The organism is Psychroserpens sp. BH13MA-6, assembly GCF_052983595.1.
In genome coordinates this window covers 417,884-434,319 of sequence record NZ_JBRJGE010000002.1, presented here as the reverse complement: position 1 = coordinate 434,319, position 16,436 = coordinate 417,884, and the positions used below count along the sequence as shown (strand labels likewise).

Genomic DNA, 16,436 nt, shown 5'->3' with positions numbered 1-16,436 from the left:
TTTTTATTCCAATTTCAGGAGGGCAATTCTGAAAAGGGAATAGGGCCTAATTACTTATTTAATTTTCTATTTTAACGAGGGACATATTTACATTATAAGGTCTGTTACCTTTTGTTTTTAATTCTTCATTGGCAGCTTCAATATTATCGTGTTTACTGTAATACATATAGTATTTGCTGGTATTCACATCATAGAAGAAATCGATATCCGATCGTCCTGATGCAATCACTTTTTTCACAAATTCATTTCTTTTATCCACATCACTATGCACAGCGATGATGAGATAATAACCATTTTCAACATTTTTCACATTCTTGAGAATTTGGATATTATCACTTTGAGGTTCTCCAAAATCAAAATCGTCAGAGGTTAATGCTGTATTTGATGTTGGCGTATTATTCTTCAGACTTTGTAAAGTGGCGCGATCTTGAGAGTAACGATCCTCTTCATTATCAAAGGCTGCTCGTTTAATTCTTCGACGTCTTTCAAATTCTGTTGCAACTCTAATATCTTCGAGACGTGTCTCTAAGTTCGTGCGAGCCTCTACAGCCTTTAATTGCTCTGACGTTAATCTATCAATCGTTTTTTGATAGAATAAATACACCTCGTCATTTGTTAAGGTATCTGCCTCAAAATTGTCTTCATAGAGTGCTTTTAAGCGCTCGATTTCTTGGTTGCGTTTATTAATCACCTCGTCTAAATCAGCCTTGATAGCAGCCAGTTTATTATTTTCTTCAGTGATACTTTTAAATGGTCTAGGCGCTACTGAAATTCCTTGTTCACTCAGATCATTTTCTTCTTTTAAACTCTTCAAGTCTTCATTCTTAACAGCCACCATATCATCAAATTGTTTTAATAAATCGGCCTGTTCAGACTTAGAGGCCTCTGCTTCTTGAGTAATGGCATACATCGATTTTCCTAATTCATCTTGAGGATTGGTAATAAGGGCGTCTTTCGCCTGTTCTTCAGCTAGCAACTTAGCTTGAGCTTCTGCTTCTTCTTTAGCTTGTTGCTCCGCTAATAATTTTGCTTGAGCTTCTGCTTCGGCTTTTTCTTTAGCTTGTTGTTCTGCTAATAATTGCGCTTGGGCTTCTGCTTCAGCTTTTTCTTTAGCCTGTTGCTCCGCTAATAATTTTGCTTGAGCTTCTGCTTCAGCTTTTTCTTTAGCTTGTTGTTCTGCTAATAATTTTGCTTGTGCTTCAGCTTCAGCCTTTTCTTTAGCTTGCTGTTCCGCTAATAATTTAGCTGCAGCATCGGCTTGCGCTTGTTGCTCGGCTAATAATTTAGCTCTAGCGGCAGCGTCTTCTTTAGCTTTTTGTTCGGCTAATAATTTGGCCTTAGCTTCAGCTTCTTCTTTTTCCTTAGCTTGTTGTTCGGCAAGAAGTTTGGCTTCTTGATCTGCTTTCGCCTTTTGCTCCGCAAGTAATTTTGCTTGTGCTTCTGCAGCCTCTTTTTCCTTAGCTTGTTGTTCTGCTAATAATTTCGCTTCAGCTTCAGCTTTCGCCTTTTCCTGAGCTTGTTGTTCAGCCAATGCTTTTTCTTCAGCGTCTTTGATCGCTTTAGCTTCTACTGCAGCTTTTCGATTAGCTTCGGCTGTGGCTTTAGATGTTTTAGATCGTACAGGGCGTCTTTTATTGCCTCCAGATAATAATCCAACCACCTCGTCTTCAGTGCTATAATCATAACGCTCTCTCGTTTTAAATCGGTAGGCTAGGGTAATGTCATGTGATGGTCCAAAATCTGTTAAGTCACCAATGGCTTTTTCAAAATTATACTCAACAGCAATTTGTGTGGTGATATTTAATCCTATACCACCGGAAACACCATAAACAGTATTATATCCAACTTGAGCCCAAATACCTTTAGGAACCGTAAGCATTGCCATTGCAGCAATAATGGTTTCATCTTTTTTAAATTCGGATCTCAATAGTCCAGAAAATTTACTTTCATCGAAAAAACCTCTGGAGTTCATATAACCTGTATACATCACATGGGCTTGAATGCCTTGTTCTGGGTTCTCTTCAATCAGTTTAGATGTGTTGAAGTTGTAAGCTGCGAGATTATTAATGGCCAATCCGAAATCAAAAAAAGCAGTACCGAAATTGATTCCAGGATTAATAGTTAATAGAAAATTCTCTGGAACATTTTGAAGCGAAGGGTCATCAAAATTCGTCACCACATTACCTGTATTAACACCACTTTTATAGGCGCCAATATTTAATCCGAAAGTCAAATTATTATCTCTAGACAATTGCGCATTATAAGCAAAGTTCGCCACACCTCCGAAGGTGGTCAAAACACCGTAATTCTGCTGAAAGAGTCCTAATCCTGCGCCAATGTTTTCAGCAAATCTACCAGAATAACTGGCTAAGTAGGTGAGTGGTGCATCTTCAAATTGCACCCATTCACGCTTATTAAAAATACTGATATACTTTGTTTGTTCTCTTACGAAACTAAACGTTGGGTTAATCGCATAACGATTAAAGGTCAGAGAATTTCTTACAGGGAAGCTAAGGGACACCACACCATCGTCTTCTTGACCATAGAACATCTGCGTAGAACAGAAACATAATATTAAAACCATGAGTAATGCTTTCATATTATTTGACTAGTGTTATTGAACCCTTTTTAGTTTCATTGTTTGCCGTTGTAATGACATAATAAAAGACCTGATTGATATTGGTCATATTGACATTACTTTCTGGCCAATTATTTAAATAATCGTTGGTTTGTAAAACCACCTTTCCACGATTTGTCATAATCATCACGTTGGTGTTGGTACCACTCACATAAGCTGTTGGAATGACCCAAGTATCGTTGATCCCATCACCATTCGGACTGATAACATTTGGTATGTTATTGACATCTGGAAATGGATCAAGCGCCTCTGTTATTTCAAACGAAAATGTTCGTGATCCTTCACATCCTGAAGTCTCAGTGACTACGACCTCATAGACGCCTGGTGTAGACGCTTCATAGGTCGAAGTCTCTTCACCAGTAATCAATACACCGTCTAAATACCATTCATACGTTGGACTCACTGCTGTTGTCGTTACTTCCACTGATAAGGATTCACCTTCTTCAATAGTGTTGGTATCAGAAACATTAATACTTCCCTCAAACAATTCACTCACTAAGTCGATGGTTCCAAAAGCCGAACAGCTGCCCAAGTCTACTTGAACAGCATAAGTACCAGATTCAGTGGTTTGATACATTTGATTTGTGGCGTCTGGAATTGGTGTACCATCCTTAAACCATTGATAGCTATTACCACCTAAAGTACTTAAGGTGGTGGCGCCTTGTGTTGGACAAAATGGATTTCCTAAACTTGAAGAAATACCAGCATTGGCTTCACCTGAAGCCACTTCACTAACAGTCACCCGATTGGAAAACGAATTTGAGGTACAGGTGCCGTAGTTGGTTTCAACAAAATAAGTCCCTTCTTCCGTTACCGTGAGAGAATTTCCTTCTGCCACAAATACAGAGGTTGTAGGTCCTGTTTCTTTAAACCAATTAAACGTTAAAGATGGATAGTTGAGCGGTGAATCATTTGCTCCTGTGCCTGGATTATCAATAGTTAACAAATAGTTACCACCAATACAAAAAGCAGCGGTAGACACTAAATTATTAATTGTAAATGGGGAATCCTGAATTTTATAGTAGGCAGCAAAAGCTGCTGAACTAGTACTTGAAGCGGCTGGCGCACTACTTTTTATTCTTATTTTGTAGTTTTCACCTGCTGTGGTGTTAGGCAATGAAAAGTTCAACGTTGCAGGTGAAGTTGTAATAGCGCCTGGATTAGACGTAAAAATCACTACAGGATTTGAAAAATCACCATCAGCATCAGACATTTCAATTGTAAATTGATTAGAAGCCTCTAAAGAAGATTCCGGAGAGAATACAAATGTGGTACTATAGGAATTAAAAGACTCACTGGCACAAGCTTGACTAAATCCTAAGTTGGGTGTTCCAATTACTATTTGCGCATGAGCACGCTCTTGCAAGACAAGAGTAAATAAGCAGACTGCGAAAAGTAGGTGATATGCAATTTTTGTAGTGGACATTTGGTTTGGGGTTGTAATAGTCTATCCTATAAGCATTGTTGTGTTAAAAATGATTCAAGTAGTTCATTCCAACTACTTGAACCGTCATTTGTTTTCCCTTAAAATTTATGATGTTTATTATGAGCTAATTTGGGGCATTAGTCGTATTAATCGTCATCATCTATTGAATCGTTGGCTGCAATAATCCTATTGATTCGTAAGCGATAATCTGGTCGTTTCGTATCTTCAGCATCAATAAAAGTTTCAGAATCTGGACCTTTGGAGTACACATTATTAAATGCTCTATTTCCATACCAGTTTTCTAAATCTTCATTATTACTTGAGTTTTCAACGAAAATATTTCCTTTACAATTATTAAAATACGTTCTAGTGAACTTAATTTTTTCTAAATTCTCGCTGTTAATCTTCACGTTACTATTAATAATGACCGCAGGATTGAATCCTGAAATCACACTTTTATCAATCGCAAAAGACGTGTCTTCACCTATATAAATAGCCTCATTGACTAATCCAATTTTAATGTCATAATCTAAATCGCTACTCAAATTTAATAAGGTTAAGTTTTCTGCAGCTACCGATGTTTGCTTTCTACTAAAATCGACTTCCTCTTTGATATCATGGTTAACAGCATATAAGCATCTCGACTTGTCAGCTCCAGAAACATAAGGCGATCTGATAGCGAGTGAATTATTGATTTTACATTGTGCACCGTAATTGAAAGCATAATCATTGATGTTCGATTTGTAAGACACCATTTTATCCAAAATGACATCTCCACCGAGTACTTTAAATGAATTACCTTCACAATAGCTCACCATGACATTTTCTATGATGGTTTGCTGACCAACACCAGCCAGTGTTAATCCGTTAAAATATCCATAGTCTTTTGTACGTTTCCCAGCGAATTCAATTCTTACGAAACGAAGAACACCAGAGTAGCTCGCCGGATTGTCACCACCGTAACTAATGTTTTTAGACGAGGTAGGACGCAAACCATAATTTAAAGAAGATTCACTTCCGAACTTATTGGTAGGTGCATCGCCAAGTATAAATAATCCTCCCCAATCACCAGGTTTCTTAACACTGCGACTAGAGGTAAAGATGATAGGATCTGTATGTGTCCCATCAGCAATAATTTTCGATCCGTTACTAATCGTTAAAGAACCTTTGGTTTTGAAGTCACCAATAATGACCGTACCAGGCTCGATGGTAAGCGTGGTGCTGTCTGTTACGAAAACATCGCCCAATAAGAGATAAATATCTCGTTTGTAAAGCTTTTTGTCTTTCGTAATATTTCCACTTAAAATTTGTGTTGGGGCGCCGTATTCTACCTTGTTAGGTTTGAATTCTGTCCAAGGGTTTAACCAATTATTATAACCAATTATCCCTTTTTCTTGCTGGGCAAACATAGTGCCAGATACTAATAAACATAACAGTATCAGTTGCGTAGTTTTTTTCATAGTGGTCAAATTCGTTTATTTGTTAGATTTGTGGGCTTAAATAATATGAATCAAACATATACAAAATACTTATGAAATGCAAATAATATCGACGAAATACTTGTTTCTTGATAAGTTTGAAGTATTTTCCTACAATTTTTAACAAAAAAATTATGTTGAAATTCTGTTATTTTCAAAATTTTAGTAGAAGGCACAAAAAAACCCAACAATTCATGTTGGGTTTTTTTGTTATTTAAAAGGTTTTATGACCAATCATTTAGTCGGTCTTAAAATCATTATACGTATGTAAAGATTTTAATGTTTCCTCGTAGAATAAAATAGCGGAAATCAAATCTCTTGTATCTGAATAGGGAAGAATTGATCGTTGAAATTCTACGGTACTGTCAAAATAATTGACAGATGCCTCTTTATTGGCATCTAATGCTTTCTTGTTTTCCTTAGTCTCAGGAATACCTAAAGACTCCATGGTAACACCAGGCTTTGTAGCAAAAGCGATGTTAGGTAAGATATTTACTATCACTTCTATACGTTCTATATATAAGTTGAGTAATTCACCTTTTGTCATTCTGCTTAACTCGTCATGACTGTGGTATTTTGAGATACTTACTTTTCCACTGATAATATTCACAGGATTGTTCTTTTTTTGAGAAAATCCTATGCTCATCATCAGCAAGAAAATGAGGGTTAATAAAGTAGGTTTTGTTTTCATTTTTAGGACATTTAGTTATTCTTGGAGCAACAAATCTATACAATTTATTAAAAAAAACAACTTTATTTGGACTTTTTTTGCAAAGAATTTTACCGTATGAAATGCATATTTCTTGGATAAACTGCATTTTCACTAGATTAAATGCAAATTTATACGACGAAATACTTTGTCTGTTTTTTGACAATTTGCTCATTTTTAAAAGCTAAAATTTCAACTTTTGTCATCAGAATTTACGGACAGAATTTTTATTTAAATAGCAATTAAATTTTTAATTCATTCTCATAAGGCCTTCTAGGTGTTTGAGCGTCATTTTATGAAAAAATAGGGAAGTAGTTCATCGATATAATTGGAAGTTTCTAACAGTTCGTCGGAAGATTTGATGCATTGATATGATTTTTAAGGTGTTATGATTTCTATATATGACATTTGAAGTATTAAATACTTAACCTCATGAATTATCGTATTGCCCTTTTATCGTTTTTTATCCTTTTAGGAACACAGAAAACCGTTCAAGCTCAAAATTATTTAGTTGATGAAGATGCTGATTATAGCGCTATCTTTAATGAGTCTAACCTGTCTCTTAGCAACACCGATACCATTCCTGGATTCAATTCAAAAGCACAAAAATTAAAAGTCACTGGAACCATTTATGAAAGTGATGGTGTGACGCCAGCCAAAGACGTGGTCTTATATATAGAGCAAGCTGATGAAAATGGCGATTTTGATCTGAGAACTTCTAATGAGCAACGTTATGTTCATCATCGTGGTTGGGTGAAGACCGATGCCAACGGACAATATACCATATATACCTTTTTACCAGGTAATGATAGACGTTATAACTTATTACAACAACTGTTTCCGATTGTTAAGCACAATGGTGAAGCGCGCGAAATGGAATCACTACTTTTTGATAGCGATCCCTTATTATCAAAAGCATGTCGTAAAAAAATCACTAAAAAAGGGGATCCGTCCCGTATTCTAAAGACAACGACGGTTAATGATATGCTTGTGGCTCAAAAAGATATCGTGCTTTACGAAGCTTCTGAAGCGACCAAATAGAAGACTGTTTAGTTTTTCTCACCTTTATTTCTAAGTATTTTTTGATATTCCTCAACGGCATTTTTCACTTGAGACGCACTGTCTGATGCTAATGACACCTTTGTATTGCAGTTGATACATGTATATTGAGTGCCTTTAAGAAGTCCGGAAGCCTCTATACTAATAGGTGTTTGGCATGTTGGACAAGCAATAGTGGTTTTCATAGACATTCGTTTTAATTCGATAGGTCTTTTATCTAAAGTATTTTAAGACACTATAATGTAAGGATTTTTCCTGACTTCATCGCTTACATGGATTGTAACTGAATTTGAATGTAGCCCAATTCATTTGCCTGATGACAGAATCGCATTATCGTTCATATTCTGCGGATTAGAGTTAATACAAGTCGTTAAAAAAGGAGATACTTAGGGTATCACTTTTATAATTCAATTTAAAGTTTATTTAAAACTAATATTTATGCGACCATTAATACAATCCACTACAGAGACCTTAACAACTTCCGTAGAAAACTATTACGAAAGCTTCATTGAAGTCCTACCAAGAATTGCCTTGGGCATCTTAGTGGTCGTCTTGGGCGTTCTTCTTGCCAAATTAATCACCAATATTTATAAAAAACGCATACTCAAAAAAGCAGAAGACCCGTTAATGGCGAAGTTCTTGGCGCAGGCTATCAAAATCGTCTTAACCATCATTGCGATTCTTTTGGCGCTTCAGGTAGCTGGATTAAATGGTGTTGCGACCGGAATTCTAACCGCAGCAGGTGGTGCAGCCATCGTGTTAGGTTTTGCCTTTCAGGATATTGGGAAAAACTTTCTAGCAGGCATTATTTTAGCATTCAACCGTCCGTTCAACATTGACGACACTATTAAAGTATCTGATATGTTTGGAAAGGTTAAAGCCTTAAATTTCAGATATATGCACATGAAAACATTTGACGGAAGGGATATCTATATTCCGAATAGTGATGTGTTAACCACACCTGTTCAAAACTATACTGCCGACGGGTTTTTTAGAAATGATTTTGTCGTCGGTATTGGTTATGAAAATGATATTGAAGAAGCCAAGCGCCTCATTCAGGACATCCTTGATAAGAATACCGATATAGTGCACGATGATCTTCATGAAAACTTTGTGTTTGAAGACGAACTAGCAGCGAGTACGGTCAATTTAAAAGTCTTCTTCTGGGTGGATACTATGGATTATAGGAAATCGGCCATTGTAGTTCGTGGTAATCTGATTCGTCACATTAAGCAAGTCTTAGAAGATCACGATTTCAACTTACCAGCAGATATCAAAGAATTGAAGTTATATGGTACGGAAGATGATATTCCATTGCGCGTTAGAAATGATCAGTAACATAGTGTGGTCTCCTACAATTACTAATAGTAGGAATGATTAACGCCGACTAACATTGAAACTTCTCAACACGAATTTTACCATTCTTACGTTTGATGATAAAAGGTAATTTTTCCAAGGTACATTTTGGCTCTATGGTAAATTGTATATGTCCGATCACTTCAAAATCACCGGTGTCTAAGGCTTGAAAATGTTGTGTGTAGGTCGTGTTCTGACGCACCCAGTTCACATCGCCACCTACAAAGGGATGTGGATCATTTTCTTCCACGGACAAAGGATATTCATCTAAAGGATTCAAAAGCTTAATAGATTTATCACCTTCCCAAAGCACACTAAATTTACCAGAAAAATCTCTTTTCGCATTAGGCGACACAAAATAGGCATCATTCTTTAAGACCATGTCAATGACCAAGGCATAAGTGCCATCAGCCTGTGTATCCACAAATAAGGACGCTTCATATAATTCAGTAGTAAACATAGGCAAATTGGCGTCTTCAAGAGGTATCGGACCCACAGGATGATGCAATTCAGCCGTTAATAGGGCAGAGGAAGAAGCGGTCGTTGTTTTTTGGCAACTGCTCATAAGACATAACAATAAGATATAGACGATTGGTTTCATAGTAAGGAGTATTTTTAAATTCAGAAGTGAAATTACGATATCAAATGCTTTAAAATGTCAATCAACTGTCAAAAAAGTGTCAAAAAACCCTCAAAACGCTTCAAAAGATTGATTTTTACTCAAATTTCCGAAGAAAATAGAAAACTCTTGCTATTTGATTCTTTAAGCCATGATAAGAGCCTTAACTTTGTGCCCATTTTTAATTTAAAAAGACATTATGAGTAAAGTAACAGCAAATGATAATGTGACCTTGCATTATACTGGAAAACTAGAAAACGGACAAGTGTTTGATTCCTCATTGGAAAGAGAACCTTTTAAAGTACAGTTAGGAGAGGGGCAATTGATTCCTGGATTCGAGCGTGCTTTGATAGATATGGAAGTCAATGAAAAGAAAACCGTAACCATTGCCAAGGAAGACGCTTATGGCGAAGTTCGTAAGGATTTATTTCAGAAAGTCCCAAAATCGGAACTTCCTGACACTATAGAACCACAAGTAGGTATGGGCTTAGTTGCCTCAAGACCAGATGGTACTGAGCAGCAATTGCGTATTGCGGAAGTAGGAGAAGAGGACATCGTGATAGATGCCAATCATCCGTTGGCAGGACAAAATTTAGTATTTGAACTAGAAGTATTAGAGATCCACTAATACGGAAATACATACCAATATGGAAGCGCTTTGACTCAGGTCAAGGCGTTTTTTGTTGGATGTTATAGAGGATTCATTATGAATGTGCTATATTAGATTCACCAAAACCAACCATTATGCGACATTTACTAATACTAATTGGTAGCTGTTTGCTGCTGATCATATCCTGTAAACAAGGTGACACTCATGAAACCAAAGACGTGGCGGAGTTACCTGAAGTTGCGGATAGTGTGAGTATAAAGCCATTCATATTTGGCGTTTATGATATAGGCACACATCATATTAAGGATATGCGTTCTTATGAAGCAGTGACTGTGATGGCTTATCCAGGTTACCTTATAGATCCTAAAACAGGAAAATCGGAGCGTTCGAATGATTGGGAAACCACTGAAGTCATAGACTCCATGCAGGCTCAGGGCATTGATGTGCTTATGCAAGTTACCATAAAAAATGCTCAAGATTGTCATGGCTTTTTGCGTGACAGAAGAGCCATTGCGACTTTTAAGAAGGAGTTCCTCAAGCAATTAGCACAACGAAACGCTTTAGGCGTACATATTGTATTTGATGAAGTCAGACCTTCAGATCGACGAACATTCAGCGCGTTTATCCAAATCTTGAAACGCGAGTTTATAGCCTCGAAATATCAAATTTATCTGAGTTTACCTAAAGAAGCCTCGGAAGCCTATGATGTTAAATTTTTAAATAATATGGTAGATCGTTATGTGTTAAAAGAATTACAAGAAGATGAGCATCGCGAACGTATAATCCAGCATTATTTAAATATGGGAGTTCCAGAAGCAAAGTTAGTTGTTGAAACCAAGTTGATGGATTAAGATTAACAATGGCTTTTAAATATTTCTACTGAAAGTCTTATGAACAATCACCAACAGAATAAAGGTATAAGCAGCCAAATCTTCCTATAAGTTTCTATTAGACATGCGATTCAGAAACTAGCATATTGAGGATGTTTCATTTTGTATATAGGATATAGGTAAGAAGGTCAAAACATTTGCCGTTTTTCTATGTGGAAGTTTAATTCTGTATACACGATATAGGCAAGAAGGTCAAAATATTTGCTGCATTTCTATTTTACATAATATAAATTATAGGTCAAAACTAAACAATTAACGAATAGCACGCACAGTGCTATTTTACATAATTACAGATATAACGTCGCGAGACTTATATCGTTCGTAATTATGTAACAGTTAATTGTGTTAGACCAATTCCCAATTTATGTAACAGTTAATTGTGTTACACTATTACCCAAAACATAAGCAACGAATTTAATTTGTTGTTCCTAATGATGTTATAGTTAATTATGGCACGTTACTTTCTTAGATCTCATCAAATTCATTCAATTTTTAACCTGCTTATAATTTGCATATTCTGGACAATGGGTCGGAAATTTTAAAATATGGGATTCTCAGGAATTGGGTTTCTATAGTCACTTTATAATATGATGTTGAATAGTTTTGCTAAATAAAATAACAATCTTGTGAACAAGATTTTGTAAGTTCAAAAATCCTAAAGTACAGTCATAAACTGAAACTTTTATATGATAATCTTTGGTTGTTGTGTGATTTTTTTCGATTACGTATATATTCCTTTAAAAGATTTTCTTGAATTTTTAATGACTCAGTAGGTTTCATAACTGATAGTTCACTGTCTTTCCCTAAACCAAGAGAGTTAAGTGAGGTACCCATTCTTATACCACTATTTTTGGATATAATCCATCTATCATGAAATGGTGTGTCATTATTTTTTTCAGCTATCCACGTAAAAGTAATATTTGTGTACGGTGGAAATTCATCAGAGACTCTTTTCCAATACTTTTTAAATTTTTGCTCTATTTTCTCATCTGGTCCATTTTTCGCACCCAATATTTCAACTTCAATTTCACTGTCACAAGTTTCTTTAATCAATTTTAGAATCTCTAAATCTTCAGCTTGAAAATATGGATCTGCAATCATTATAAATTCTTTAGCTTCGTCAATCATCCATTCTCTAATAAAATTTAATGCCTGTTCTCTGCTTTTTGGATGTACTACCCTATTTTCCGAAAATTCATTATCAACGAAAAACTCACGCGTAGACTTCTCACTCAATTTACGTCTATGAGATAATAACTGTATTAGTTCAGTTGCTTTGACAGATTCTCGAAAATTTTCTTTATGTAAGTTTTTTACAGTCCCAGTTAATTTAGATGATTTGTAGGTTTTAGAACAGTTGCTCAAATAATATATGAAAACAGGAAAAATTTCATGTAGCGGTAAGTTATTTCCAATGATTAAATAATTTGATAATTCGGCAATCTTTTTTGGCGTGAGCTTATCCGAATTAAGAGCCTTTAATGCTGAAATTACTGACTTAACCATTAACCTACTATTGTTTTTTTCTCTTTCTAATAACTCTGTATTGTTCTTAATTTTATTTGAAATTTCTAAACTCTCATAATGATCATGCAATAATTTGCCGATATTATTTTTCTCATTGTCTTTATCAATAGTATTAATAAGCTTTTTAGCAAAAGAAGGTTCTAATCTATACATTGAATCAATAATGTTTTTTTGAGAGCTATATATTTCTTTCCCTTTTTCAAGTTTATTAGATAAATCAAAGGCCTTTTGAACAACTTTATTCCATTTATTTTTATTTGTCTCATGCATAATCTCCATTACATCATTTACTCTTTGAACGAACTCATAATGCACACTTAAACTATCTAAACCTATTAATATATCATCAAATAATTGAGTTTTTAGATTTCTATTATTTGAAACTTTCTCAAATGGAATTTCCTCTAACAACACAGATTTCACAAATATTTCATCAGACTTATTGGGAATAGTACTAGCTCTATTAACCAATTCTTCCCAAAACACTTTATGTCGTACACCTTTATTTTTTAAATTCTCAATTTTGGCTTTAGAAAGAATTTCATAGCCCTCATGTTTAATGTTTTTAACATCAGGTAACTTTTCAGCGACTAATTCTTCTAGTTCCTTGATTAATGCATCTACTTGTAGTCTGCTCAAATTTCTTTTGTTACTATCCTTGATTGCTTTACAAATATGACTGAGTTGATAATAAATTATGTTATCAACTTTTAATAATTTAATTACTTGAATAGCTTTGGTTATATCACTATAATCAGAGTTGAAATGTATTACATTATTTTCGTAAATTTCAAAAGGACTTCTTTTAGAAATATAATAATAACATATTTCACCTAGTAAATCTTCCCTGGATTCATCGGTTAGCCTACTAGAATATTCCAAAGCCATTTGAGGGTTAAACAAATGAACAAAAATCAAACTTGTTGAGATGTTTTCAAAATCAAATTTTTTGTTATCCAGCGATACTAAAATTGGATATATATGTTCGTTAAGAATTCTTTCACCTATATCATTTCTTTCCGACAGATTTGTTAATATGCCGATTTCTGTCCATAGCATTATTTTAACTGTTTCAGACGGGATTCTATTAATTAAGCTTTCTATAATTTTATAATCACTTTCAGAATCTTGTTTACTGATCAATAATCCTGAATATGCCTTTAATATGATTTTAATGCTTACGATAAAAGTTTGAGCTACCCTTCTAGAGTCAATCCAACTATTCTTTTTGATATACTCACACTCATCAAAAATACGCTTGGAGAAAATTGGTGCTATTTCTGAAAGATCAGCACATAGTATAAATCCGTTATCTACCTTATCCCATTCAGATTCAATATTTTGCCATATATTATATATCGAATTTTGCTGTCTCAACGATAACTTAGTTTTTAATTTAGAATTTTTAACGATAATTTTATATAGTAAGACTGAAGCATAGAGTCTTTTTGAAATGTTTTTTATATCCTTTATTTTGTCGCCAAAATAAAACAAGTCTTGTATCGTACTATAGTGCAACGATTTTGCCTCTGAATATCGATCTAATACATCTACTATTAATTGTTCTTTTGATATATTATGTTCGAAAGAATCCTCAATTTTTTTTATCAAAGGAATTTTCACGAACTTTAGATTATTGTTTAAATAGGAATCTAATATAACCATCTTAGCCATTTCTTTTTGGTAAATGGTATTCATATAGTCACATATTTTTAATGCTAATATTGGATTTTTATTTCCTATAGTTTTCAGAAGGTAGTTCGAAATTCTATAATGATTTGAGCACTCTTCGAACATATCTTTTGACAGTTCTAAAATTTTTGCATAAATGAAGTTATTTATATTTCCAATTACATCACTTTTTATCATTTTTAATTTTGCATAAGATTCTGCGTAAGATTCTAATTTCACTAAGGTATCATCAATTGTTTCTATTTCACTAGTAATATCATTAAGAGTTTTTTTCCAATTTTGATGAAGAACGAACTCCGTATGAAATATATTCAACAGATATATATACTTGTTTTTTGAAAGTCCAAGATTGGTAATATTTTTTTCGATTGATTGAAACCGTTTCAATAAATCACTTTTAATTACAGAATCTTTTATAAATGGCAATAATCTAGATAATTCCTTCAATGAGTCATAATTAATAGAAATACTTGACGATGATTTAATCAATTCATCTAAAGCAAGATTAATTACTTTGTGTACATCTTTGATGTTACTTTTATTATTGTTTAACCATAAACGTAAAAGTCTTAGTTTCTCATTTGATTCAGAAAGCTTAGTTACTTCTTGAATTAATCTTTCTGATGAATAATTACCAACTAAAAATGAAATAGCCTTATTAATTTTTTTATCTGATGAGCTCTCTAATTTTCTAACTGCTTCTATTTTTTTAGATTCATCACTACTACTTGATTCCTTATCTTTTATTTCAGAGTCTATCGCGGCAATTGAAAGCTTAGTTATAATCCAATCATTAATATCACTATCCGAAGTAGTCCCAGATGATTTTTCAATAATTTCTATAGCTAAGTTTGGAATTGCATATAATAAATCAGCAACGATATCATATATTTTACTTCCTACTGAAAATAAATCAGTAGTTTCATAAAGATCCTGAATAAGTTTGATTAAGTCCTCATCTACAATTTTATTGTACTCTTTTTGATGTTTGGCAATGAGAGCTAATAATCTTAGTCTATCTATTTTTAGTACAGCACTTTCGGCCAATGTTACAGCTCCTGTAAAATCATGGATAGCAATTCTTGCTTTAATTTCTGATTCCCAAAATTGAAAATTATCTAATTCGTTTAATATACTACCCTGTATTGAGAATCGCCATAATTCAGCACTCTTACCCATTCTATTTGCAGCTTCAATACCCAGTTGTAAACTTTCATTCACAACTTTCAAAGAACCTGTGCTTTCAATTATTCTTGGTAGATAATTCTCATTCAAAATATTAATTACTTTTCCCCAATCATTTGAGTGAGCGTGAAGTTTTGGTAATTCAATCAAGGAATTTATTGAATCGACAGAGGCATAATAGTTAATGAGCATATCATCGACTTTAGCTTTATTCCCTCTCAACAAATTAGCAAAATATTTTTTATGGGCATTTGATGTAAGCCTAATATTTTCTCCTGTTTTTTCGAAAACATAATTATTATTAATTAAATCTTTTGCTTCGTCAAACTGTAATGAGCAGATTTTGGCAATTTCTTCTATGGTAAAAGATTTTTCTTTAAGTGATAACAAGGAAATTATGTTATTATAACCTTCATTATTTAAATCAATAGAGTTACAATCAAATTCAAGCCAATGATAATAAGATTTTGATTTGGCAATATCTTCAATTGATACCTCTTCAACTTTTAGAAGGCGCTTTAGTATTTTTAATCTGCCTGGAAGACCTTTAGTTATTTTATAAAAATCTTTTATCTGTTCATTATTATTTAATTGATCTATTTCAAGAAACTTTAAAATTTCCAATTCAGAAAAACCGGCAAGATTAATAGAATTAATTTTATGTTTTTTAAGTTTTGGATGAAAATTAAGAAAATTTGATTCGTCTCCACTTATTATAAATCGAAAAATATTATCTCCGAAAGGAATTTGTAAAAGCAGGTTTTTTATGAATTCTTGATGTTGTATTAATTGATCCTCCAAGCCATCTAGTATGATTGTGATCTTTTTTCTCTCCTTTTTTAAATATTTTCTTAGCAAAAAAGGATATTGTCTGTAATCTTCGATACCATAAAAAATATCTTCAGACTCTTCTATATGGCCCAAAATGTTTTTTGCTTGATTTACAAAATTTGTACAATAATAACCCAACTCATAATTTAAATTATGATGAGGATTAAAAAAAATTGAAATCACAGAGTCACCTTCTCTTTTTGCATATTGAGCGCAAAGAGTTGTCTTACCAGCATCTTCATCTCCTTCTATAAATAAAATATCTGTATCATCATCGAAATGACCATCGATGAGTGACAAATAATTATTTCTATTTATTAGTTTACTCCAGTTTTCATCTGGAAAGCCATTTGAAAAATATGTATTATTTAATACTACGGCATCTAAAACTTTTTGATTCATTTTTAAAACTTTAA

The 16,436-nt window shown here is 33.7% G+C and carries 11 protein-coding genes; 4 read left to right on the top strand and 7 right to left on the bottom strand.

What is annotated here, in order from left to right:
- Positions 1–58: 58 nt before the first annotated feature.
- The 4 genes from ACU8DI_RS06465 to ACU8DI_RS06450 form a co-directional block, all read right to left on the bottom strand.
- Positions 59–2,599: a PorP/SprF family type IX secretion system membrane protein gene (locus tag ACU8DI_RS06465; protein ID WP_447111943.1), complete on the bottom strand. Its 2,541-nt coding sequence runs from the start codon at positions 2,597–2,599 to the stop codon at positions 59–61.
- A gap of 1 nt (position 2,600) precedes the next feature.
- Entirely contained in the window at positions 2,601–4,064 is a 1,464-nt protein-coding gene (locus ACU8DI_RS06460) for a T9SS type B sorting domain-containing protein (protein ID WP_447111942.1), read from the bottom strand.
- A 146-nt stretch (positions 4,065–4,210) separates the two neighbouring features.
- The gene (locus ACU8DI_RS06455; RefSeq protein WP_447111941.1) at positions 4,211–5,524 is read right to left on the bottom strand and encodes a hypothetical protein; all 1,314 of its coding nucleotides are present in this window, start codon (positions 5,522–5,524) and stop codon (positions 4,211–4,213) included.
- Between the two features lie 256 nt (positions 5,525–5,780).
- The gene (locus ACU8DI_RS06450; protein WP_447111940.1) at positions 5,781–6,233 is read right to left on the bottom strand and encodes a hypothetical protein; all 453 of its coding nucleotides are present in this window, start codon (positions 6,231–6,233) and stop codon (positions 5,781–5,783) included.
- A gap of 450 nt (positions 6,234–6,683) precedes the next feature.
- On the opposite strand from ACU8DI_RS06450, the gene ACU8DI_RS06445 reads away from it, so the two are divergent.
- Entirely contained in the window at positions 6,684–7,292 is a 609-nt protein-coding gene (locus tag ACU8DI_RS06445) for a hypothetical protein (protein ID WP_447111939.1), read from the top strand.
- Between the two features lie 8 nt (positions 7,293–7,300).
- On the opposite strand, the gene ACU8DI_RS06440 is transcribed toward ACU8DI_RS06445, so the two are convergent.
- The gene (locus ACU8DI_RS06440; protein WP_447111938.1) at positions 7,301–7,495 is read right to left on the bottom strand and encodes a hypothetical protein; all 195 of its coding nucleotides are present in this window, start codon (positions 7,493–7,495) and stop codon (positions 7,301–7,303) included.
- A gap of 253 nt (positions 7,496–7,748) precedes the next feature.
- Between ACU8DI_RS06440 and ACU8DI_RS06435 the strand changes: the two genes are divergently transcribed.
- Positions 7,749–8,648 carry a mechanosensitive ion channel family protein gene (locus tag ACU8DI_RS06435; RefSeq protein ID WP_447111937.1) on the top strand — a complete coding sequence of 300 codons (900 nt, stop codon included), beginning with the start codon at positions 7,749–7,751 and terminating at the stop codon, positions 8,646–8,648.
- A gap of 49 nt (positions 8,649–8,697) precedes the next feature.
- On the opposite strand, the gene ACU8DI_RS06430 is transcribed toward ACU8DI_RS06435, so the two are convergent.
- Positions 8,698–9,267 carry a hypothetical protein gene (locus tag ACU8DI_RS06430; protein ID WP_447111936.1) on the bottom strand — a complete coding sequence of 190 codons (570 nt, stop codon included), beginning with the start codon at positions 9,265–9,267 and terminating at the stop codon, positions 8,698–8,700.
- A gap of 217 nt (positions 9,268–9,484) precedes the next feature.
- On the opposite strand from ACU8DI_RS06430, the gene ACU8DI_RS06425 reads away from it, so the two are divergent.
- Together ACU8DI_RS06425 and ACU8DI_RS06420 are read left to right on the top strand one after the other, a co-directional pair.
- Positions 9,485–9,913 (top strand): FKBP-type peptidyl-prolyl cis-trans isomerase, encoded by a 429-nt coding sequence (locus ACU8DI_RS06425; protein WP_447111935.1) that lies wholly within the window; start codon positions 9,485–9,487, stop codon positions 9,911–9,913.
- Between the two features lie 116 nt (positions 9,914–10,029).
- A complete protein-coding gene (locus ACU8DI_RS06420; RefSeq protein WP_447111934.1) occupies positions 10,030–10,746 on the top strand; it encodes a hypothetical protein in 717 nt (238 codons plus the stop codon).
- A gap of 705 nt (positions 10,747–11,451) precedes the next feature.
- Here ACU8DI_RS06420 and ACU8DI_RS06415 read toward each other — a convergent pair.
- Complete coding sequence (locus tag ACU8DI_RS06415) at positions 11,452–16,422, bottom strand: hypothetical protein (protein ID WP_447111933.1); 4,971 nt, start codon at positions 16,420–16,422, stop codon at positions 11,452–11,454.
- Positions 16,423–16,436 lie beyond the last annotated feature (14 nt).